15 protein-coding genes are annotated in these 21326 nt (G+C 75.7%); 13 read left to right on the top strand and 2 right to left on the bottom strand.

The features are described 5' to 3' along the window. Positions 1-25: 25 nt before the first annotated feature. Complete coding sequence (locus tag ACI6QG_RS07950) at positions 26-1012, top strand: cyclase family protein (protein WP_407024054.1); 987 nt, start codon at positions 26-28, stop codon at positions 1010-1012. On the opposite strand, the gene ACI6QG_RS07945 is transcribed toward ACI6QG_RS07950, so the two are convergent. After that, the gene (locus tag ACI6QG_RS07945; protein WP_407024053.1) at positions 1004-2233 is read right to left on the bottom strand and encodes an MFS transporter; all 1230 of its coding nucleotides are present in this window, start codon (positions 2231-2233) and stop codon (positions 1004-1006) included. The two genes, ACI6QG_RS07950 and ACI6QG_RS07945, sit on opposite strands and share 9 nt — an antisense overlap. Further along, a complete protein-coding gene (locus ACI6QG_RS07940) occupies positions 2230-6663 on the bottom strand; it encodes an NAD-glutamate dehydrogenase domain-containing protein (protein ID WP_407024052.1) in 4434 nt (1477 codons plus the stop codon). The genes ACI6QG_RS07945 and ACI6QG_RS07940 overlap by 4 nt, the downstream gene beginning before the upstream one ends. Before the next feature lie 97 nt (positions 6664-6760). Between ACI6QG_RS07940 and ACI6QG_RS07935 the strand changes: the two genes are divergently transcribed. From ACI6QG_RS07935 to cysG, 12 genes are all read left to right on the top strand, one after another. Beyond that, positions 6761-7981 (top strand): cupin domain-containing protein, encoded by a 1221-nt coding sequence (locus tag ACI6QG_RS07935; RefSeq protein ID WP_407024051.1) that lies wholly within the window; start codon positions 6761-6763, stop codon positions 7979-7981. Beyond that, positions 7978-8409, top strand: coding sequence for a hypothetical protein (locus ACI6QG_RS07930; protein WP_407024050.1), 432 nt, complete (start codon positions 7978-7980; stop codon positions 8407-8409). The genes ACI6QG_RS07935 and ACI6QG_RS07930 overlap by 4 nt, the downstream gene beginning before the upstream one ends. A gap of 128 nt (positions 8410-8537) precedes the next feature. Next, positions 8538-9089 (top strand): ANTAR domain-containing response regulator, encoded by a 552-nt coding sequence (locus ACI6QG_RS07925; RefSeq protein WP_407024049.1) that lies wholly within the window; start codon positions 8538-8540, stop codon positions 9087-9089. A gap of 179 nt (positions 9090-9268) precedes the next feature. After that, positions 9269-10207 carry an ABC transporter substrate-binding protein gene (locus ACI6QG_RS07920; protein WP_407024048.1) on the top strand — a complete coding sequence of 313 codons (939 nt, stop codon included), beginning with the start codon at positions 9269-9271 and terminating at the stop codon, positions 10205-10207. Next, positions 10204-11451, top strand: coding sequence for a CmpA/NrtA family ABC transporter substrate-binding protein (locus ACI6QG_RS07915; RefSeq protein WP_407024047.1), 1248 nt, complete (start codon positions 10204-10206; stop codon positions 11449-11451). The genes ACI6QG_RS07920 and ACI6QG_RS07915 overlap by 4 nt, the downstream gene beginning before the upstream one ends. Positions 11452-11456: 5 nt before the next feature. After that, positions 11457-12317, top strand: a complete 861-nt coding sequence (gene ntrB / locus ACI6QG_RS07910; protein WP_407024046.1) for a nitrate ABC transporter permease — start codon at positions 11457-11459, stop codon at positions 12315-12317. Between the two features lie 5 nt (positions 12318-12322). After that, positions 12323-13108: an ABC transporter ATP-binding protein gene (locus ACI6QG_RS07905; protein WP_407024045.1), complete on the top strand. Its 786-nt coding sequence runs from the start codon at positions 12323-12325 to the stop codon at positions 13106-13108. After that, positions 13108-14268 carry an NAD(P)/FAD-dependent oxidoreductase gene (locus ACI6QG_RS07900; RefSeq protein ID WP_407024044.1) on the top strand — a complete coding sequence of 387 codons (1161 nt, stop codon included), beginning with the start codon at positions 13108-13110 and terminating at the stop codon, positions 14266-14268. The genes ACI6QG_RS07905 and ACI6QG_RS07900 overlap by 1 nt, the downstream gene beginning before the upstream one ends. Then, the gene (locus ACI6QG_RS07895) at positions 14268-15941 is read left to right on the top strand and encodes a NirA family protein (protein WP_407024043.1); all 1674 of its coding nucleotides are present in this window, start codon (positions 14268-14270) and stop codon (positions 15939-15941) included. The genes ACI6QG_RS07900 and ACI6QG_RS07895 overlap by 1 nt, the downstream gene beginning before the upstream one ends. After that, positions 15941-17470: a sulfite reductase subunit alpha gene (locus ACI6QG_RS07890; protein WP_407024042.1), complete on the top strand. Its 1530-nt coding sequence runs from the start codon at positions 15941-15943 to the stop codon at positions 17468-17470. Before ACI6QG_RS07895 ends, ACI6QG_RS07890 begins: the two co-directional genes overlap by 1 nt. After that, complete coding sequence (locus ACI6QG_RS07885; protein WP_407024041.1) at positions 17470-19980, top strand: nitrate reductase; 2511 nt, start codon at positions 17470-17472, stop codon at positions 19978-19980. The genes ACI6QG_RS07890 and ACI6QG_RS07885 overlap by 1 nt, the downstream gene beginning before the upstream one ends. Beyond that, positions 19980-21326, top strand: a complete 1347-nt coding sequence (gene cysG / locus ACI6QG_RS07880) for a siroheme synthase CysG (protein ID WP_407024040.1) — start codon at positions 19980-19982, stop codon at positions 21324-21326. The genes ACI6QG_RS07885 and cysG overlap by 1 nt, the downstream gene beginning before the upstream one ends.

Raw genomic sequence — 21326 nt, 5'->3', positions numbered from 1 at the left:
GCGCGCAACGCGGAGGGAACGCAACATGAAGGGTCTTTCGCGGCGGGCGCTGTTCGGCGCCTGCCTGGCCTGCGGCACGGGCCACCTCGGTCTCCAGGCCAGCGCGCAGCCGGCACCCGGCGGCGCCTGGTCGCCGCCGGCGCCGCAGCAGCGCTGCCCCTCGCGCTGGGGCGCCGCCGACCGCCGCGGCTCGCTGAACACCATGACGCCCGAGCGCATGCGCGACGCCGCCGCGATGATCCGCGAGGGCCGCAAGATCGAGATCGGGCACGAGCTGGCGCAGTCCATGCCCTTCTTCGGCACGCGCCGCTTCGACGTCCACCTCAAGCGCACCTTCATGAACCCCGAGGCCAACCAGCGCGGCTCCAACGAGGAGCTGGTGGTGGGCGAGATCGCGCAGGTCGGCACGCAGTTCGACGGCTTCCCGCACCAGACCATCGGCGACCTGACCTACAACTGCGTGGACGTCGCCTCTATCGCCACCCGCGGCGGCTTCCGCGAGATGGGGATCGAGACGGTGGGCAGCATCCTGGCCCGCGGCGTGCTGATGGACGTGGCCGGGCTGAAGGGCGTGCAGACCCTGCCCGACGACTACGAGATCACCGTGGCCGACCTGGAGCAGTGCCTCTCCCGCCAGCGCCTCGAGCTGCGCGAGGGCGACGCGATGATCGTCAACACCGGCTGGGGCCACCTGTGGGGCCGCGACAACGCGCGCTACGTCCGCACCTGCCCCGGCCTGGGCATCGCCGCCGCCGAGTGGCTGATCCAGCGCAACCCGCTGCTGCTGGGCGCCGACAACTGGCCGGTGGAATGCGCGCCTTCCAAGACCATGCCCAACGCCTCGCTGCCGGTGCACCAGATCGCGCTGGTGGTGAACGGCGTGCACCTGCTGGAGAACATGAACCTGGTCGAGCTGGCGGCAAGCGGGCGCAGCGAGTTCTGCTTCATGATGCAGCCGCTGCGCATGCGCGGCTTCACCGGCAGCACGGTGGCCCCCGCCGCCCTATTCTGAGGGGCGCACGGCGGCCAGCAGCAGCGCGCCGCCGCCCAGCAGGGCCAGCACCACGGCCATGCCCCAGCGCTGGCTCTGCGTCGCCGCCGTCACGGTGGCGAGCAGGGCGGGGCCGAGGAAGGAGGTGGCGCGGCCCGACAGGGCGAACAGGCCGAAATGCGCCGCCACCTCGCCCTGCGGCGCCATGCGCGCCATCAGCGAGCGCGAGGCCGCCTGCGCCGGGCCGAAGAACAGCCCCAGCGCCACCCCCAGCACCCAGAACAGCGCCTTGTCCTGCACCAGCAGCATCGCGGCGCCCAGCGCCATCAGCGCCACCAGCGACAGCAGCACCGTCTCGCGCGCGCCCAGCCGCTCCTCCAGGAAGCCGCCGGCCAGCGCGCCGATCCCGCCGGTGACGTTGAGCGCGATGCCGAACAGCAGGATCTCGGTGAAGCCCATGCCGAAGGCGCCGGCGGCGAACACCGCGCCGAAGGCGAACAGGGTGTTCAGCCCGTCGGTGTAGAGCAGGCGCGCCAGCAGGAAGCGCAGCAGGGCAGGCCGCCCTGGCAGGCGGCGCAGCACGCCGCCCAGGGCGCGCAGCCCGCCGCGCCAGTCGCCGCCGCGCGCCTCCGGCGGGGCGTGGCGCAGCAGCGGCAGGGCGAACAGCAGGGTCCAGCCCGCCACCAGCAGGGCGGTGGCGCGCACGTGCTCGGCCCGCGCGCGGTCCAGCCCGAAGGGCGAGGGGTCGGGCTGCACCAGCAGGACCAGGCACAGCCCCAGGCAGGCCAGCCCGCCCGCGTAGCCCAGCGCCCAGCCGATGCCCGAGACGCGGCCCAGGCGTTCCGGCGGCGCCACCTCCGGCAGCATGGCGTTGTAGAACACCGTCCCCAATTCAAAGCACAGCGTCGCCAGGCCGACGCAGGCCAGCGCCCACAGCGCCCATTCCGCGCCGGGCTGCGCGAACCAGATGCCGGCGGTGAACAGCGCCGTCAGCCCGGTGAAGCCGGCCAGGAAGGCGCGCCGCCGCCCCCCGGCATCCGCCATCGCCCCCAGCAGGGGCGAGAGCAGCCCGATGCCCAGCCCCGCCAGCGCCTGCGTCCAGCCCCACCACACCTGCCCCGTCACCGGGTCCGGCGCCAGGCCGCGGGTGACGTAGGCGGCGATGACGAAGGTGGAGACGACGGTGGGGAAGGCGCTGTTCGCCCAGTCGAAGGAGGCCCAGGCCCATTCCTGCCGCGTCATGCCTCCGCCAGCGCCCGCACCGCCACGGAGGCGGCGGCGAAGTCGGGCGTGCGCGCCGCTTCCGCCAGCAGGACGCGCAGCTCCCGCGCCTCCGGCAGGCCGCCGCGCAGCGCCTGGGCGGCCAGCCGGGCCTGGGCGTCGCGCACCCCGCCCAGCAGGGCGGCGCGGGCGCGGTCGGCGAAGGGGCCGCGCAACGGGGCGCGGCGGATGGCGTCGCGCAGCGCTTCCAGCGCGAAGCCCTCGCCCGCCTCGCGCCATGCACGGGCGGCGTCCTCCGGTGCGGCGCCCGTCTCGCTGGCCAGGCGCAGGATGGCAGGGGCGGCGGCGCCCTCGCCGGCCAGGGCCGCGAAGCCGGGGCGCAGCCGCGCCAGCGCTGCGCCCGGCCCCTCGGCGGCGAAGGGCAGCAGCTCGGCGGTGGCGGCTTCCATCAGGGCGCGCAGGGCGTCCTGCGCCGGCAGGCGCTCGGCCACCGGCAGGGCCTCGGCTTCCGCGAAGCGCGCTTCCAGCCCGTAGAGCTCCCTGGCCAGCCAGGCGGCGGCGACCACCTCGGCCGGGGCGGCGGCGGCGGCCAGCCGGCCCAGCGCGGCCGGGCCCAGCCGGTTCACCACCATGTTGCCCAGCGCGGTGGCCACCAGCTCCCGCCGCAGCCGGTGGCGCAGGATGCCGGGGTCGTCGCGCAGCGGGGCGGGGAAATAGGCGCGCAGCAGCCCCTCGAACACCGGGTCGTCCGGCAGGGGGCCTGCCTCCAGCGCCTCGTTCAGCCACAGCTTGGCGAAGGGCATCAGCGCCGCGACCTCCGGCCGGGTCAGCGGCTCGGTGCGCGCGGCCATGGCGGCGGCGTCGGGCAGGCCGGCCACCGCGCGGTCCAGCACGCCCGCCTTCTCCATCTGCGCCATCAGGGCCGCCTGGGCCGGCAGGGCGGCGGCGCCCGCGCGCTCCTCCAGCGTCATCGCCACCGATTGCAGGTGGTTGTCGGCCAGCACCAGGGCGGCGACCTCGTCGGTCATCGCCGCCAGCTGCTCGTCGCGGGCGCGGCGGGTCAGGCGGCCCTCGGCCTCGGCGGCGGCCAGCAGGATCTTGATGTTGACCTCGTGGTCCGAGGTGGAAACGCCGGCCGAGTTGTCCATCGCGTCGGTGTTGATGCGGATGCCCTGGCGCGCCGCCTCGATGCGCCCGGCCTGGGTGACGGCCAGGTTCGCCCCCTCCCCCACCACCTTGGCGCGCAGCTCCTTGCCGTCCACGCGCAGGGCGTCGTTGGCGCGGTCGCCGGCCGCGGCCTGGCTCTCGGCGCTGCCCTTCACGTAGGTGCCGATGCCGCCGAAATACAGCAGGTCGCACGGCATGCGCAAGATGGCCTGCATCACCGCCGCCGGCTCGGCGCTGTCGCCTTCCAGCCCCAGCATCTCCCGCACCTGCGGCGAGAGCGGGATGGACTTGGCGTTGCGCGGGAAGACGCCGCCGCCGGCGCTGATGCGCGCCGCGTCGTAATCGGCCCAGGAGGAGCGCGGCAGCGCGAACAGCCGCGCCCGCGCCTCCCACGAGGCCGCGGGGTCCGGGTGGGGGTCGAGGAAGACGTGGCGGTGATCGAAGGCGGCGCGCAGCCGCGCCTGCTTCGACAGCAGCATCCCGTTGCCGAACACGTCGCCCGACATGTCGCCCACGCCGGCCACGTCGAAGGGCGCGTCGTGGATGGAGCGTCCCAGCGTCTCGACGAAGTGGCGCTCGATCATCACCCAGGCGCCGCGGGCGGTGATGCCCATGCGCTTGTGGTCGTAGCCGGCCGAGCCGCCGGAGGCGAAGGCGTCGCCCAGCCAGAAGCCGTATTCGGCCGACAGCGCGTTGGCGATGTCGCTGAAGCTGGCGGTGCCCTTGTCGGCGGCGGCGACGATGTAGGGGTCGTCGCCGTCGCGGCGGCGGATGCCGGGGGGCGTCACCACCTCCTCGCCGCGCAGGTTGTCCGTCAGGTCCAGCATGCCGCGCACCAGCGTGCGGTAGGCGGCGACGCCGGCCGCCTGGAAGGCCTCGCGCCCCTCCGGCACGGCGCCCTTCAGCACGAATCCGCCCTTGGCGCCGGTGGGCACGATGACGACGTTCTTCAGGCGCTGCGCCTTCATCAGCCCCAGGATCTCTGTGCGGAAATCCTCCCGCCGGTCGCTCCAGCGGATGCCGCCGCGCGCGACCGGGCCGGCGCGCAGGTGGGTGCCCTCCATGCCCGGGGAATGCACGAAGATCTCCCGCCACGGGCGCGGGCTGGGCATCTCGCCCGCGCGGGCGCTGTCCAGCTTGAAGGCGAGGTAGTCCTTGCCCTGGAAGAAGTTGGTGCGCAGCATGGCGTCCAGCACGCGCTTCAGGCGGCGCAGGATGCGGTCGGCGTCGGCGTCCTGCACGCCGTCCAGCGCGGCCAGCAGCGCGGCCTCGGCGGCGGCCTCGTCGCCCGCCTCGCCGAAGCGGGCGTGGAACAGCGCCAGCAGAAGCCGCGCCGCCTCGCTCTCCCTGGCCAGGGCGTCGGCCACGCTTTCCTGGGCGAAGGGGAAGCCCACCTGCTTGGTCCAGCGGAACAGGGCGCGCAGCAGCCAGCACTCCCGCCAGGACAGCCCGGCGCGCAGCACCAGCCGGTTGAAGCCGTCCGCCTCCGCCCGCCCGGCCAGGAGGGCGGACAGCGCCTCCAGCAGCAGCGGCGCGCGCTGCGGGTCCCAGGGCACGCCGGCCTCCAGCTGGAAGACGTGCAGCGTCGCGCCGTCGGAGCCCTCCGGCTGCAGGCGGTGCGGCACTTCCTCCATGGCGCGGAAGTCCAGGCTCTCGAACAGCGGCAGGGCGTCGGCCAGGGCCAGGGGCGTGCCGGGCATGGCCAGGCGCAGCTCCACCCGGCGCTCCGGCTGGCCCGGCTCGCGGCGGATCACGGCGCGCGGGGCTCCCTCCGCCAGGGCCTGCTCGGCCAGGGCGAGGTCGGCGGCGGCCTGGGCGGCGCCCTCCATGTCGCGGTAGCCGGGGGGGAAGGCGTCGCGCCAGGCGGCCAGCGCCTCGCCCGCCGCGGCCTCGCCGCGCCCGGCCACCAGCGCCTCGCCCAGCCGCTCGGTGAAGGAGCGCGCGGCCTGCGCCACCGCGGCTTCCAGCGCCACGGGGTCGGGGCGCTGCGCCGCGCGCGGGTCGGTGCCGATGATGTAGTGCACGCGCGCCAGCGGCGCGTCGCCCAGCGCGATGTAGAAGGCGCTCAGCCGCCCGCCATGGGCGCGGGCCAGCAGCTCCCCCACCTTCTGGCGTAGCGCGGTGTCGAAGCCCTCGCGCGGCAGCCAGGCGATGGCGGAAACGAAGCGCCCGAAGGGGTCGGCGCGCAGGTACAGCGCCGGGCGCGGGCGGATGGACAGGTCCAGCGCCTTGCGCGCGCCTTCCAGGATCTCCGCCTCGCCGGCCTGGAACAGCTCGTCGCGCGGCCAGGTGTCCAGGATGTTGCGCAGCGCCCGCCCGTCATGGGTGCCGGCCGAGACGCCGGCGGCGTCCAGCACGCGCTCCACCTTGCCGCGCAGCAGCGGGATGGAGCGCGGGTTGCGGTTGTAGGCCGCCGCGGCGAACAGGCCCAGGAACAGGCGCACGCCATCCGGCCCGCGCACCGCCACCACGTCGGCGTGCTGCGGGCGGTGGACGGTGGCGCGCATGTTGGCCTTGGCCACCGTCACCGCCGGGCCTTGCGCCAGGGCGGCGCGGGCGGCGGGCGGCAGCACCGGCAGGGCGGCCAGCGCGTCGAACACCGGAAGGGCCGCCTCGCGCAGCAGGCCCAGGTTCTCGGCCTCCACCTGGGCGGCGCCCTCGCCCTCCAGCACCAGGCGGCGGTGGCCCAGCAGCACGAAGTTGTCCTCGCGCATCCAGCGCAGGAACTCGGCCTCCTCGCCGGCCAGGGTGGCCTCGGCGGCGCGCAGGTGGGCCAGCATGGCGGGGAAGTCGTCCACGGCGGCGCGGGTGTCGGCCAGGGCGCGGGCGATGGCGGCCTCCACCTGCGCCCAGCCGCCGGGCCGCATGCCGGGCAGCAGGTTGCCCGGGGCGGCGGCGACCACCACGCGCATCAGGCTCTGCCCCTCCAGGATGGGGTGCAGCAGCTCCTGCACCACGCGGCCCTGCTGGGTCAGCGCGCCCAGCACGCTGTCCACCAGGAAGGGCATGTCGTCCGTGGCGATCTCGATCACCGCGGGGCCCGGGCCGGGCGGCGTCAGCCGCAGCGCCGCCGCCCCGGGGGCGCGCCCGGCGGCGAGGTCGGCCAGCGAGGCGGCGGCGGCGGCCAGCGCCTCCGGCGGGCGGGCGGCCAGCTCAGCGGTGGGCAGGGCGGCATGCAGGGCGGGCAGCAGGCGGCGGGCGGGACCCCCCTCGGGCAGCCGGGCCTCGGCGGCGGCCAGCACCTCCGCGCGCAGGGCGTCGGTCGGGTGGGGGGCTTCGGGCATGCGGTTCCTCCGTGCTGCGGCGACCATGGGCCAGGGGCGGCGGCGGCGTCCAGGCCGCCGTTCCCCAATGCGCCGCGGGCCGCTAGGATTTCATCCCATGAGCATGACCCTCGCCGAGCTGCTGGCCCCGATGAGCCCCGAGCAGTTCTTCGCCGAATACCATGACAAGCAGCCGCTGCACCTGAAGGGCGCGGCGGGGAAGTTCGCCTCCGTGCTGTCATGGCGCGGCATCAACCGCCTGCTGGACATGACCCACATCTGGACCTCGCGCTCCCTGATGCTGGTGCTGGACGGCAAGCCGGTGCCCGCGGCCGAGTACTGCGAGGCGCAGACCGCGCGCGACGCCAACGAGCGCCTGATGCAGCCCGTGGTGGGCAAGGTGCGCGACTGGGTGCGGCGCGGCGCCTCCGTGGTGATGAACGACGTGGACAGCCTGACGCCCGGCCTGGCGGGGGTGAGCGAGGCGCTGGAGAATGCGGGGCTGGGGAAGGCGCAGGCCAACGTCTACATCTCCTGGCAGTCGCACAAGGCCTTCCCGGCGCATTACGACACCCACGACGTCTGGGCGGTGCAGGTGGAGGGCGAGAAAAGCTGGAACATCTGGGAGGGCCGCGCCGAATGGCCCATCTCCCACCCCGTGTTCCGCTCCCAGACGCAGGAGCACCATGAGCAGGCCAAGGGCCGGCTGCGCGCCAAGGTCACGCTGAAGACCGGCGACCTGCTCTACCTGCCGCGCGGCTGGTACCACGACGCCCTGGCCGAGGCCCCGGCCTCCGTCCACGTCGCCTACGGCGCGCACGCGCCGCTGGGCATGGACCTGATGACCATCCTGGGCGAGCGCGTGCTGTACGACGCCGCCTTCCGCCAGCCGCTGCCGCGGCAGGACGGCACTGCGGCGGCGAAGTTCGCCCTGACCCAGCGCGCCGGCCAGCTCGGCGCCCGCCTTGCGGAGCTGTGCAAGGACCCCAAGGTGCTGGAGGTGCTGACCGGCTTCGTCGCCAGCTACCGCTACGGCCGCGGCGGCAACGACCTGCTGGGCTGGCGCGGCATGGCGCCCGAGGGGGCGGAGGCCGGCGATGGCGGCGATTCCCCCAGCTTCCGCGTGGTGGCCGCCGGGGCGAAGCCGGTGCGCCGCGGCGCCGACTGGGTGCTGAAGGGCGCCGGCAGCCCCGTGGCGCTGACCCCGCCCGAGGCCGAGGCCGCCGCCTGGGCGCTGGCGCGCGGCGAGGTGACGGAGGCGGAACTGGCCAAGGCCCACCCGGCGGCGCCGGCCACGCTGGCGAAACTGCGCGAGGCCGGGCTGGTTGTGGCGGCATGATCCGCCCTGCCCTGCTGCTGCTGCCCCTGCTGCTCGCCGCCCCGGCCCAGGCGCAGGTGCGCGACTTCTCCTGCGTCGGCGCCGAGCAGCTGGAGGGCGTGGTGCTGGAGTTCCCGCAGGGCCGCGACCGCGCCGGCCTCGACGCGCTGGCGCCGCTGGTCGAGCGCGCGAAGGCGGAGCAGGCGCTGAACCTCTGCGTGCTGGGCTTCGCCGGCGCCGGCGAGGGCGGGGCCGAGACCGCCTCGCGCCTCGCCGCGCGGCGGGCGCGCTTCGTGGCGCAAGAGCTGGCGAAGCAGGGCGTGGAGCGCGACCGCATCCGCGCCGAGGCGCGCACCCGCGGCTTCCTGGACCCCGCCCGCCGCGGCGGGGAGGGCGGGGTGCGCCGCGCGCCGGGCGTGCGCGTGGTGCTGATGCCGGTCGCCGGCTAGCCGGCGCGGCGCTCGTTTCCCGTCTCCCTTCCGGATGATTCCCTCGCCGCCCGCCTTGCTGTAGCATCGGCGCACGGGGAAGGCGCCGGCACGCCTGCGAAGGGTGGCCGAGGCTGAAGGTTCTGCTGGTGGACAACGACGCCGCGCGCGCCGCGGCGGTGCGCGAGGGGCTGGAGGCCGCGGGCTGCGCCGTGGTCGCCATCGCCCCCGATGCCGCGCGCCTGACCGCCCGGGTGCGCGAATGCGGCGCCGACGTCATCGTCTGCGACCTCGACGACCCCTCCCGTGATGCGCTGGAGGCGATGCGCGCCCTGAACCGCGACGAGCCCCGCCCGGTGGTGCTGTTCGCCGAGCGCGGCGCGCCGGAGCAGATCGCCGCCGCGCTGGAGGCCGGGGTCGCCGCCTACGTGGTGGAGGGCCTCTCGCCCGCCCGCGTGCGCCCGGTGCTGGAGGTCGCCATCCTGCGCTTCCGCGCGCACGAGGCGCTGCGCGCCGAACTGGCGCAGGCCCGCGCCACGCTGGAGGAGCGCGACCGCATCGCCGCCGCCAAGCGCCGCCTGATGCGCGACGAACGCCTGAGCGAGCCGGAGGCGCACCGCCGCCTGCAGCGCCTGGCGATGGCGCGGCGCATCCCGCTTGGTCAGGCCGCCGCAGACTACCTGGCTGATTTCAGGGCATGATGCGCGCTTTTCAGGCTACACACGTCTTGATGCGCTGATTCAGGGCAGAAATGCCTTGCTGCACCCGCGAACAACCTCCTAGGTTGCGCTGGTGGGCGGGGTGCAATGGCGCATCCCATCGCGGCCCATCCCCTTCCCGGCGGCCCAGGATGGCCCGCCCGAGAGCCCGGTCGCCGCGCGTGCCCCTGGACCTGCCCGCCCCCAACCTGCGCCCCGACGCCCCCGCCCTTCGGCTGGGCCACCTGCCGCTGATGGACGCCGCCCCCCTGCTGGTGGCGGAAGCCAAGGGCATGTTCCGCGCCGTCGGCCTGCGGGTGGCGCTGGACCCCGAGACCGCCTGGGCCGCGCTGCGCGACCGGCTGGCCTTGGGTGCGCTGGACGGCGCCCACCTGCTGGCGCCGCTGGCCCTGGCGCTGGCGGGCGGCGCCGGCGGGGTGCGGGCGGAACTGTCCATCGGCTGCACCCTGTCGGCTAATGGCAACGGCATCTTCCTGTCGGCGGCGGCGCTGTCCGGCGGGCTGCGGCCCGGGGCGCGCTTCGGCATCGTCCACCCCTTCTCGGCCCATCACGTGCTGCTGCGGCGCTGGCTGGAGCGCCAGGGGCTGCGCGACGCCACGCTGGTGGCGGCGCCGCCGCCCGCCATGGCAGGGCTGGTCGCGGCGGGGGAGCTGGACGGCTTCTGCGCCGGCGCCCCCTGGCCCGCGGCGGCCGAGGCTGCGGGGCTGGGCCGCGTGGTCGCCGGCACCGCCGAGGTGTGGCCGGACCACCCGGAGAAGGTGCTGGCCTTCCGCGCCGACCGGCGGCGCGAGGTGGCGCTGGCCGCCACCGCCGCCGTGCTGGCCGCCGGCCGCTGGCTGAACGAGGACGCCAACCGCGCCGAGGCCCTGGCGCTGCTGCGCGACCGCCTGTTCCCCGGGATGCCGCAGGTTGTCCTGGCCTCGGCCTTCGACGCCACCCATCGCATGCGCTTCGTCCCCGGCACCGACCGCGCCGCCGCCGCGCTGTTCCTGCCCGACCTGCCGCCGATGGACCCCTCCGCCGCCCTCGCCCCCTGGGACCGCTGCCTGGAAGCGCAGGCCGGCGCCCGCCTCTCGACACCCACGGAGTCACCCGTATGAACCGCCGCGCCCTCCTCGCCACCGCCGCCACCCTCGCCGCCGTCCCGCGCATCGGCGTCCAGGCCCAGGGCTCCTCCGCGCCGGAGGTGCGCAAGGCCACGCTGGGCTACATCGCGCTGACCGACAGCGCGCCGCTCATCATCGCGCGCGAGAAGGGCTTCTTCGCCAAGCACGGCCTGCCGGAGGTCGAGGTCTCCAAGCAGGCCAGCTGGGGCGCCACGCGCGACAACATGGTGCTGGGCGGCGGCGCGGGCGGCATCGACGGCGCGCACCTGCTGACGCCGATGGCCTACCTCATCCACACCGGGCGCATCGTGCAGAACGGCCAGCCGGTGCCGATGGCGCTGCTGGCGCGGCTGAACACCAACGGGCAGGGCATCTCCATCGCCGCCAAGCACGCCGCGCTGGGGGTGAAGCTGGACAGCGCCCCGCTGAAGCGCGCCGTGAACGCCGACAGCAAGGTGGCCATGACCTTCCGCGGCGGCACGCACGACCTGTGGATCCGCTACTGGCTGGCGGCCGGCGGCGTGAACCCGGAAACCGACGTCTCCACCATCGTGGTGCCGCCGCCGCAGATGGTGGCCAACATGCGCGTGGGCACCATGGACGCCTTCTGCGTCGGCGAGCCCTGGAACGCGCAGCTGGTGAACCAGCGCCTGGGCCACACCGCGCTGGTGACCGGCGAGCTGTGGAAGGACCACCCGGAGAAGTGCCTGGCCATGCGCGCCGAGTGGGTGGAGCGCCACCCCAACGCCGCCCGCGCCCTGACCGCCGCCGTCATCGAGGCCGCGCAATGGTGCGACCTGCCCGCCAACAAGGAGGAGATGTGCAGCATCCTCGGCCGGCGCGCCTGGTTCAACGTGCCGCCCGCCGACATCATCGGCCGCATGCGCGGCGAGGTGGACTACGGCGACGGCCGCCGCGTCACCAACACCGACATCACCATGAAGTTCTGGCGCGACCACGCCAGCTACCCCTTCCGCTCGCACGACCTGTGGTTCCTGGCGGAGAACCAGCGCTGGGGCATCCTGCCGATGGACCTCGACCTCAACGCCCTGGTGGCGCAGGTGAACCGCGAGGCGCTGTGGCGCGAGGCCGCCGAGCGCGCCGGCGTGCCCGCCGCCGATACGCCGCGCGGCACCAGCCGCGGGCGGGAGACCTTCTTCGACGGCAAGGTCTTCGACCCCGAGAACACCCGCGCCTGGATCGAATCCCAGCCGATCCGCCGGGCGCAGGGGGCCTGAACGCCATGACCGTCTCCGCGCCCCGGCCCGCCCCGGCCAAGCCCCTGCTCTCCCTGCCGCGCCGCACCATCCTGGGCGAGAGCGCCTGGGCGGGGCGGGCCCGCGCGGTGCTGCCGCCGCTGCTCGTCGTGCTGCTGCTCGGCCTGGTGTGGGAAGCGGCGATGCACGCGCCCGGCGCCACCCTGCCGCCGCCCTCCAAGGTGTGGGCCGACAGCCACGCGCTGATCACCGACCCGTTCTTCGACAATGGCGGGCTGGACAAGGGGCTGTTCTGGCACCTCGCCGCCTCGCTCTCGCGCGTGGCGCTGGGCTTCGCCATCGCCGCGGCGGTGGGCATCCTCACCGGGTTGCTCATCGGCACCTCGCCGCTGGCGATGCGCGGGCTGGACCCGATCTTCCAGGTGCTGCGCACCGTGCCGCCGCTGGCCTGGCTGCCGCTCTCCCTCGCCGCCTTCCGCGAGGCGCAGCCCTCGGCCATCTTCGTGATCTTCATCACCAGCGTCTGGCCGGTCATCATCAACACCGCGGTGGGCGTGCGCAACGTCCCGCAGGACTACCGCAACGTCGCCGCCGTCATCCGCCTGAGCGGCGTGCAGTACTTCTGGCGCATCCTGCTGCCGGCCGCGGCGCCCTTCATCTTCACCGGGCTGCGCATCGGCATCGGCCTGTCCTGGCTGGCCATCGTGGCCGCGGAGATGCTGATCGGCGGCGTGGGCATCGGCTTCTTCATCTGGGACGCCTGGAACTCCTCCAACCTGTCGGACATCTGCGTGGCGCTGGCCTATGTCGGCCTGACGGGCTTCTGCCTGGACCGGCTGGTGGCGCTGCTCGGCCGCCTGGTCACCCGCGGCACGTCGGAGGGCTGAGCGCCATGGCCCCCTTCCTGGAGATCTCCCGCCTTTCCGTCGCCTTCCCGCGCGCGCCGCTGCCGGTGCTGCACGACGTGGAGCTGCGCATCGCGCGCGGCGAGTACGTGGCGGTCATCGGCCATTCGGGCTGCGGCAAGTCCACCCTGCTGAACGTGGTGGCCGGGCTGCTGCCGGCCTCCCTCGGCGGGGTGCTGCTGGAAGGGCAGGAGGTGACGCAGCCCGGCCCCGACCGCGCCGTGGTGTTCCAGAACCACTCCCTGCTGCCCTGGCTGACCGCCTACGAGAACGTGCGCCTGGCGGTGGACCGCACCCTGGGCGCCGCCATGTCCCGCGCCGAGCGCCACGCCTGGACGCTGGAGAACCTGGAGCTGGTGCGGATGTCGCACGCCCGCGACAAGCGCCCGGCGGAGATCAGCGGCGGCATGAAGCAGCGCGTGGGCATCGCCCGCGCGCTGGCGATGAAGCCCAAGGTGCTGCTGCTGGACGAGCCCTTCGGCGCGCTGGACGCCCTGACCCGCGCCCACCTGCAGGACGAGGTGATGCGCATCCACGCCGGGCTGGGCACCACCGTCATCATGATCACCCACGACGTGGACGAGGCGGTGCTGCTGAGCGACCGCATCGTGATGATGACCAACGGCCCCAACGCCACGGTGGGCGAGGTGCTGGAGGTGGAGCTGCCCCGCCCGCGCGACCGCCTGCGGCTGGCGCACGACGCCCGCTTCCAGGGATACCGCGCGCAGGTGCTGGAGTTCCTGCACGCCCGCCACGCCCAGCCGGTGCCCTGATGCGCGCGCTGGTCATCGGCGCCGGGCCGGCGGGGGCGCGCTGCGCCACCCGCCTGGCCGAGCGCCTGCCCGGTGCGGCGGTGACGCTGTGCGGGGCCGAGGCCGCCCTGCCCTATGACCGCGTGGCGCTGGGACGCTGGCTGTCCGGCGCCTGCGCCGGCGCCGACCTCGTCACCCACCCGCTGGCGGCGATGCGGACCCTGGGCATCGCCTTCCGCCCCGCCACCCCCATCCTGGCGCTGGAGGGACAGGAGGCCGTCACCGCCCGCGGCGAGCGCCTCCCCTTCGACCGCGCGGTCATCGCCACCGGCTCGCGCGCCATCCGGCTCGACGTGCCGGGGGCGGGGCTGCCGGGCGTCGTCGCCTACCGCTCCTTCGCCGATGTCGCGGCGATGCGGCGCTCCGAGGGGCCGGCGGTGGTGGTGGGCGGCGGCTTGCTGGGGCTGGAGGCCGCCGACGCCCTGGCGGCGCGCGGGCTGGAGGTGACGGTGGTGCACCCGCTGGGCTGGCCGATGGAGCGCCAGCTCGACGAGGGCGCCGGCACGCTGCTGGCCCGCCGCCTGCAACGGCGGCGCATCCGCTTCGCCATGCCCGCCGGCCTCGCCGCCATCGAGGGCGAGGGGCGCGCCACGCACGCGGTGCTGTCCGACGGGCGGCGCCTGCCGGCGCGGCTGGTGGTGATGGCGGTGGGCATCCGCCCGGAGGTGGAGCTGGCGCGGCGCAGCGGCCTGGCTGTGAACCGCGGCATCCTGGCCGACGCCTCCCTGCGCACCTCGCGCGAGGACGTGCTGGCCATCGGCGAATGCGCCGAGGTGGAGGGGCGCTGCATCGGCCTGGTGGCGCCGGCGCTGGAGCAGGCGGAGGCCGCCGCCGCCACCCTGGCCGGCGAGGCGCGCGCCTGGGCGCCGCGCCCGGACTCCGCCTCGCTGAAGGTCAGCGGCACCGCCGTGTGGTCGGCCGGCGAGATCGCCCCGGAGGCCGAGAGCGTGACGCTGCACGATGCCGGGGGCGACACCTACCGCCGCCTGTTCCTGCGCGACGGCCGGCTGGTGGGCGCCGTGCTGTACGGCGACACCGCGGCCTCGGGCTTCTTCCTCGACTGCATCGCCTCCGGGCGCGCCATCGGCTCGCGCGCGGACCTCGTGCTGGGAGCGACGTGATGGACGGCCAGGGCTTTTCCCCCGAGCAGCAGAACTACCTCCAGGGCTTCATGGCCGGCGTCGAGGCGCGCCGCGGCGGCCTCGCCCCCGCGCCCGCCGGGAGCGCCGACCCGCTGCGCGCCGCGCAGGACCGCGCGCTGGCGGCGGGCGGCACGCTGGTGGCGCAGGAGCAGGCCAAGCGCGACCGCCACCCGCTGGACCGCTGGGACGAGATCACCGCCCGCGCCGAGCAGGGCGCCTTCCCCAAGCCGCTGGACGACTTCATCGGCCGCTACCACGGGCTGTTCTTCGTCGGCCCGGCGCAGGACGCCTTCATGTGCCGCCTGCGCATCCCCGGCGGCATCCTCACCGCCGCCCAGGCCATCGAGGTCGCGGCCATCGCGGAGGAGTGCGGCGGCGGCTACGTGGACTGCACCACCCGCGCCAACCTGCAGATCCGCCTCATCCCCGCGCACAAGGCGGCCGAGGTGGTCGAGCGCCTGGGCATGGCGGGGCTGCTGCCGCGCGGCACGGGCGCGGACAACATCCGCAACATCACCGCCTCGCCCACCGCCGGGATCGACGCCACGGAATGGCTGGACACGCGGCCGCTGGTGCGCGCGCTGCACACCCACATCCTCAACAGCCGCGACCTGTTCGGCCTGCCGCGCAAGTTCAACATCAGCCTCGACGGCGGCGGCCGCGTGGCGGTGCTGGAGGAGACCAACGACATCGCGCTCTCCGCCATCCGCCTGCCGGATGGCGAGGTGCGCTTCCGCCTCGGCCTGGGCGGCATCACCGGCCACCAGGACCTGGCGCGCGCCAGCGACGTGGCGGTGCCGGCGAAGGACGTGGTTCGGCTGTGCGACGCCATCCTGCGCGTCTTCCTGGCGCATGGCGACCGCACCGACCGCAAGAAGGCGCGCCTGAAGTACCTGCTGGACCGCTGGGGCCACGACCGCTTCCTGTCGGAGGTCGAGGCGCTGTTCGGCCCGCTGCCGCGCGTCGCGGCATTCGAGGCGCTGCCGCCAAAGGACCGCACGGCGCACCTCGGCGCGCAGCCGCAGGGGGATGGCGCGCACTGGCTGGGCGTGGTGGTGCCGGCCGGCCGCCTTTCCGCCGCCCAGCTGCGCGGCCTGGCCGCCCTGGCGCCGGAGCTGCGGCTGACGGTGTGGCAGAACCTGCTGCTGCCCCATGTGCGCGACCTCGACGGCACGCGCGCCGCGCTGGCCGCGCTGGGCCTCACCACCGAGGCCAACAGCCTGCGCGCCGGCCTGGTCGCCTGCACCGGCAGCGCCGGCTGCAAGTTCGCCGCCGCCGACACCAAGGGCGACGGCCAGCGCATCGCCGCCTTCCTGGAGACCCGCATCGCCCTGGACGCGCCGCTGAACATCCACCTCACCGGCTGCCACCATTCCTGCGCGCAGCACTTCATCGCCGACATCGGCCTGCTGGGCGCGAAGGTCGAGCAGGGGGAGGACAGCGTGCCCGGCTACGACATCCACCTGGGCGGCGGCACCGCGCAGGACGCCGCCATCGGCCGCCTGATCCGCCCCAGGGTGGCGGCGGAGGCGGTGGCGCCGCTGCTGCTGAACCTGCTGCGCCACTTCCAGGCGCAGCGCGCGGCGGGCGAGGGCTTCCAGGATTTCTGCGCCCGGCACGACGACGCCGGGCTGGACGGGATGCTCGGCTGATGGACATGCTGGCCCAGCACTTCGGCACCCCCGCCCCGGTGCCGCTGATCCCCGAGACCGCGCCCTTCACCGCCGAGCAGCGGGCCTGGCTGAACGGCTTCCTGGCCGGCCTCTACGGCGGCGCGGCGCAGGGCGCCCCCGCCGCCGCCCCGCCCGCCGCGCCGGAGGACTACCCCTGGCACGACCCGGCGCTGGAGCTGCCCGAGCGCCTGGCGCTGGCGGAGGGCAAGCCCCCCGCCCGGCGCCTGATGGCCGCCATGGCGCAGCTCGATTGCGGGCAATGCGGCTACGTCTGCAAGACCTACGCCGAGGCACTGGCCACGGGGGGCGAAACCTCGCTCTCCCTCTGCCAGCCCGGCGGCAAGCCGACGCGCGACGCCATCAAGGCGCTGCTGGCCGAGGCGAGGCCCGCCGCCGCGCCCGCCGCCGCGCCCGCCGCCGCCGCACCCAAGGCCCCGGCCGGCCCGGCGGCCGAGACAGTGCCCGTCCGCCTCAGCCAGCGCCTGACGGGCGAGGGCAGCGGCAAGGACGTGCGCCGCATCGCGCTGGACCTGTCCGGCACCGCGCTGCGCTACGAACCCGGCGACAGCCTGGGCGTGGCCGCGCGCAGCGACCCGGTGCTGGTGGAGCAGGTGATGGCCGCCCTGGGCACGGAGGACGCGGAGCTGCGCGAGGCGCTGCTCGCCCGGCACGACATCGCCCGCCCGCTGGACCGCACCACCGACCTGCTGGCCGGCGCCGCCACCGACCCCGCCGAGGCCGCCGCCCTGCGCCGCCTGAGCGACGGCGAGGACGGCGTGCTGGACGGCTTCGACCTGCTGGACCTGCTGCGCGCCTTCCCCTCCGCCCGGCCGCCGCTGGCGGACCTGCTGGCCTCGCTGCCCACGCTGAAGCCGCGGCTCTACTCCATCGCCTCGTCGCCGCTCGCGGTGCCGGGGCAGGTGGAGCTGTGCGTGGGCGTGGTGCGCGAGGAACGCCGCGGGCGCCGGCGCGAGGGCGTGGCCAGCACCCACCTGGCCTTCCGCGCCGCGGCGGTGCCCGCCTTCGTGCAGCCCAGCCATTTCCGCCTGCCGCAGCGCCCGGAGGCGCCGGTCATCATGGTGGGCCCCGGCACCGGCATCGCGCCCTTCCGCGCCTTCCTGCAGCACCGCGCGGCCCAGCGGCTGAAGGGCCGCACCTGGCTGTTCTTCGGCGACCGCCACCAAGCCACCGACTTCCTGTTCCGCGACGAGGTCGCCGCCTGGCAGGGCGACGGCACGCTGGAGCGCCTCTCCCTGGCGTGGTCGCGCGACGGCGGCGCCAAGGATTACGTGCAGCACCGCATGCTGGAGCAGGCGCCCGACCTGTGGCGCTGGCTGCAGGACGGCGCGCACTTCTACGTCTGCGGCGACGCCTCGCGCATGGCAAAGGATGTGGACGCCGCGCTGCGCCAGGTGGCGATGCAGCAGGGCGCCATGGACGCCGAGGGCGCGCGGCAATGGGTGGTCGCCCTGGCCAGGCAGGGGCGCTACCAGCGCGACGTGTACTGATGCCGGACGGCACCCTGCCCCTGCCGGGCGAGACCCGCACCACCTGCCCCTATTGCGGCGTCGGCTGCGGGGTGCTGGCCACCGCCGCCGGCGCGGTGCGCGGCGACCCGGCGCACCCGGCCAATGGCGGCCGCCTGTGCTCCAAGGGCACCGCCCTGGGCGAGACGCTGGGCCCAGAGGGCCGGCTGCTGCACCCGGTGGTGAACGGGCGGCGCGCCTCCTGGGACGCCGCGCTGGACGCGGTGGCCGAGGGCATCCGCAAGGCCCTGGCCGAGCGCGGGCCGGAGGGGGTGGCGCTCTACGTTTCCGGCCAGTTGCTGACGGAGGACTACTACGCCGCCAACAAGCTGGCGAAGGGCGTGCTGGGCACGGGCAACATCGACAGCAACTCCCGCCTGTGCATGGCCAGCGCCGTGGCCGCCCACCGCCGCGCCTTCGGCGAGGACCTGGTGCCCGGCGTCTACGACGACCTGGAGCAGTGCGACCTGCTGGTGCTGGTGGGCTCCAACCTCGCCTGGTGCCACCCGGTGCTGTTCCAGCGCGTGATGGCCGCCAAGGCGGCGCGGCCCGCGCTGCGCGTGGTGGTGGTGGACCCCCGGCGCACCGCCACCTGCGAAGGCGCGGACCTGCACCTGCCGCTGCGCCCCGGCACCGACGTGGCGCTGTTCGGCGCGCTGCTGCGCCACCTGCGCGGGCAGGCGTGGGACGCCTCCGCCACCGGCCTGCCGCGCTCTCAGGTGGCCGCCTTCCTGGCCGAATGGGCCGCCACCGAGAAGGTGGTGACGCTGTGGTCGCAGGGGGTCAACCAATCCTCCGCCGGCACCGACAAGGCCAGCGCCATCCTCGACGCCCACCTGGAGACGGGGCGCATCGGCCGCCCCGGCATGGGCCCGTTCAGCGTGACCGGGCAGCCCAACGCCATGGGCGGGCGCGAGGTCGGGGCGCTGGCCAACATGCTGGCCGGCCACCTGGACTGGGCGGACGCGCCGCACCTCGCGCGGTTCTGGGGCATGCCGCATCTGGCCACCCGGCCGGGGCTGAAGGCGATGGACCTTTTCCGTGCCGCCGGGCAGGGCGGCATCGGCGCGCTGTGGGTGATGGCCACCAACCCCGCCATGTCCCTGCCGGATGGCGAGGCCGCCCGCCGCGCCCTGGCCCGCCTGCCCTTCCTGGTGGTGAGCGACTGCCACGCCGGCACCGACACCCAGCTGCACGCGCACGTCCTGCTGCCCGCCCTGGGCTGGGGCGAGAAGGACGGCACGGTGACGAACAGCGAGCGCGTCATCTCCCGCCAGCGCCCCTTCCGCCCCGCTCCGGGCGAGGCGCGGGCCGACTGGTGGATCATCGCCCAGGTGGCGCGGCGCCTGGGCTGGGGCGACGCCTTCGCCTGGGACGGCCCGGCCGCCATCTTCCGCGAGCACGCGCAGGTCACCACCCTGGCGCGCCCGGCGCCGCGCCTGTTCGACCTGGGCGGCCTCGCCGCCATCACCGACGCGCAATACGCCGCGCTGCGCCCGGTGCAGTGGCCGGTGCCGGCGAACGGCGCCTGGGGCGGCCGCCTGCTGCCGCCCACCCGCCGCCTGGTGGAGCCCGCCTACCGCCCGCCCGCGCATCCCGGCGCGCTGGTGCTGCTCACCGGCCGCCTGCGCGACCAGTGGCATTCCATGACGCGCACCGGCCGCGTCCCCCGCCTGATGACCCACGCCCCCGAGCCGGAGCTGGTCGCCCACCCGGCGGACGCGCCGGGGCTGGCGGATGGCGCGCTGGTGGAGGTGCGCTCGGCCTGGGGCGCGGCGGTGCTGCGGCTGCGGCTGGACGCGCGCCAGCGCCCCGGCGCCTGCTTCGCGCCCATGCACTGGACGGCCGAGCTGGCGCCGCGCGCGCGGGTCAACAGCGCGGTGAACCCCGATGCCTGCCCCGAGAGCGGCCAGCCCGAGCTGAAGCACACCCCCGTGGTGCTGACGCCCTTCCACGCCCGCAACCACGGCTTCCTGCTGGCGCGCACCCGGCTGGACCCGCGCGTGGCCGCCTGGGCCGCCATCGCCCCCTGCGCGCACGGCGCGGTGCGCCACGAGCTGGCGGGCGCCGACCCCGCCCGGCTGGCCGGCGCGCTCGGCCTGGGCGAGCCGTGCCTGCGCCTGGACGCGCCCGACGCGGGCGAGCACCGCTGGGCCTGGCTGAAGGATGGCCGGCTGGAGGCGGTGCTGATGCTGGCACCCCCCGACGCGCCCCTGCCGGCGCGGGACTGGCTGCTGGCCCGCTTCGCCGAGGCCGGGCTGGCGCCGGAGGACCGCGCTGCCCTGCTGCGCGGCGCGCTGCCCGGCGGCCCGCCGCCCTCTCCCACCGTGTGCGCCTGCCACGGGGTAAGCAAAGACCACATCCGGTCGGCGATTGTGGGAGGCGCGCTGGATGTGGCAGCCATTGGCCATGCCTGCGCCGCGGGCACGGGTTGCGGCTCTTGCAAGCCCGAACTGGCCGCCCTGCTGGCGGAGACGCTGGAGTCCGCCTGATGCGCCACTTTCCGGCCTTCCTGGACCTTTCGGGGCGCACCGCCCTGGTCCTCGGCGCGGGCGAGGCCCTGCAGGCCAAGGCGGAGCTGCTGCGCCAGGCCGGCGCGCTGCTGCTGCCGGCCGAGCGCTTCCACCCCGCCCTGCTGGAAGGCGTGGCGCTGGCCGTCGCCGCCGGCGCGCCGGAGGAGGAGCTGTCGGCGCTGCACGCCGCCTGCGTGGCGCGCGGCATCCCGGTGAACGTGGTGGACCGGCCGGAACTCTGCTCCTTCATCACGCCCGCCATCATCCGCCGCGACGACGTGACGGTGGCGGTGTCCACCGGCGGGGCGGCGCCGGTGCTGGCGCGCCTGCTGCGCCAGCGCATCGAGGCGGTGCTGCCGCCGCTGCTGGGGCGCGTCGCCGCGCTGGGGGCCAAGTTCCAGTCCCGCGTGCGCGCGCGCATCCCCGCCCTGCCGGCCCGCCGCGCCTTCCTGGAGCGCGCGCTGTCCGGCACCCCGGCCAAGCTGGCCGAGGCCGGCCGCCAGATGGAGGCCGAGGCCGCCTTCGCCGCCATGCTGGACGACGCCGAGGCGACGCCGCGCGGCTTCGTGCAGCTGGTGGGCGCCGGCCCCGGCGCGGCCGACCTGCTGACGCTGCGCGCCCTGCGCGCCCTGGGCGAGGCCGACGTGGTGGTGCACGACCGCCTGGTGCCCGAGGGCGTGCTGGAGCTGGCGCGCCGCGACGCCCGGCGCATCTACGTCGGCAAGCGGCGCGCCGAGCACTGCGTCCCGCAGGAGGGCATCAACACCCTGCTGGTGGAGCTGGCGCGCGAGGGGCTGCGCGTGGTGCGCCTGAAGGGCGGCGACCCCTTCATCTTCGGCCGCGGCGGCGAGGAGGCGCAGGCCCTGCACGAGGCCGGCATCCCGCACGAGGTCATCCCCGGCGTCACCGCCGCGCTGGGCTGCGCCGCCCAGGCCGGCATCCCGCTGACGCACCGCGACTGCGCGCGCATGCTCACCCTGGTCACCGGCCACACGCGCGACGGCGTGCTGGAGCTGGATTTCGGCGCCCTTGCGCGGCCGGGCCAGACGCTGGCGGTGTACATGGGCCTCAGCACCCTGGACGCCCTGCACCAGGGGCTGATCTGGGAAGGCTACGACGAGACGACGCCCGCCATCCTGATCGAGCGCGGCGGCAGCGAGCACCAGCGCGAGCTGCGCGGCACCCTGGCCGAGATCGTGGAGGCCGCGCCCGGCTGGGCGGGCGACGGCCCCGTGCTGCTGCTGCTGGGCGAGGCGGTGGGCATGGGCGCGCCGCCCCTGCCGGCCGCGGCGGCCGCCGCCGCCGCCAGCCTGCCCCTGCCCTGA

Origin of the sequence: Sabulicella flocculans, assembly GCF_045449635.1 — a bacterium.
Taxonomy (GTDB): domain Bacteria; phylum Pseudomonadota; class Alphaproteobacteria; order Acetobacterales; family Acetobacteraceae; genus Roseococcus.
The sequence above is the reverse complement of the archived record's forward strand: the minus strand, read 5'-3'. Positions and strand labels throughout refer to the sequence as shown.